Annotated in this window: 6 tRNA genes; all 6 read right to left on the bottom strand. The window is 48.2% G+C overall.

The features are described 5' to 3' along the window. A tRNA-Gln gene (locus C170_RS00035) sits at window positions 1–71 on the bottom strand. A 22-nt stretch (window positions 72–93) separates the two neighbouring features. Further along, window positions 94–166: transfer RNA gene (locus C170_RS00030), tRNA-His, on the bottom strand. A 29-nt stretch (window positions 167–195) separates the two neighbouring features. Continuing rightward, window positions 196–269 (bottom strand) — tRNA-Trp (locus tag C170_RS00025). Window positions 270–275: 6 nt separating this feature from the next. Continuing rightward, window positions 276–361, bottom strand: a tRNA-Tyr gene (locus tag C170_RS00020). A 9-nt stretch (window positions 362–370) separates the two neighbouring features. Next, window positions 371–446 (bottom strand) — tRNA-Thr (locus tag C170_RS00015). 20 nt (window positions 447–466) lie between these two features. Next, window positions 467–542 (bottom strand) — tRNA-Phe (locus tag C170_RS00010). Between the last annotated feature and the right edge of the window lie 170 nt (window positions 543–712).

Raw genomic sequence — 712 nt, 5'->3', positions numbered from 1 at the left:
TGGGGATATAGGATTTGAACCTATGCATGACGGAGTCAAAGTCCGTTGCCTTACCGCTTGGCTAATCCCCAATAAAAAATGAAAAAACAAAGGGGCGATCGAGGGGAATTGAACCCCCGAATGCCGGATCCACAAACCGGTGCGTTAACCACTTCGCCACGACCGCCATAAAAGGTTATTTTCTAAAAATTTAATTGGCAGGGGCAGCAGGAATTGAACCCACACCAACGGTTTTGGAGACCGTTGTTCTACCTTTAAACTATGCCCCTAAAAACTGGTGGAGGATGATGGATTCGAACCACCGAACCCGTACGGGAGCAGATTTACAGTCTGATGCGTTTGGCCACTTCGCTAATCCTCCAGGATTACATGGTGCCGGCGAGAGGACTTGAACCCCCAACCTACTGATTACAAGTCAGTTGCTCTACCAGTTGAGCTACACCGGCATATTAAATTGTTTTGAAAATGGTGGCTCGGGACGGAATCGAACCGCCGACACGAGGATTTTCAGTCCTCTGCTCTACCGACTGAGCTACCGAGCCATAATAAAGTCTAATCTTAATTCCTTACACTTTATATAGGGCATCAGTGCCATACAGCAGATGTAGTGAACAGTTTGCCTCATGTAAAGATTAAATGGCGGAACCGACGGGATTCGAACCCGCGATCTCCTGCGTGACAGGCAGGCATGTTAGGCCAACTACACCACGGT

It is taken from the genome of Paenibacillus sp. FSL H7-689, from assembly GCF_000517905.1.
Lineage (GTDB): Bacteria > Bacillota > Bacilli > Paenibacillales > Paenibacillaceae > Paenibacillus > Paenibacillus amylolyticus.
Note: the sequence above shows the minus strand (reverse complement) of the source record. Positions and strands in the feature narration are given on the sequence as shown.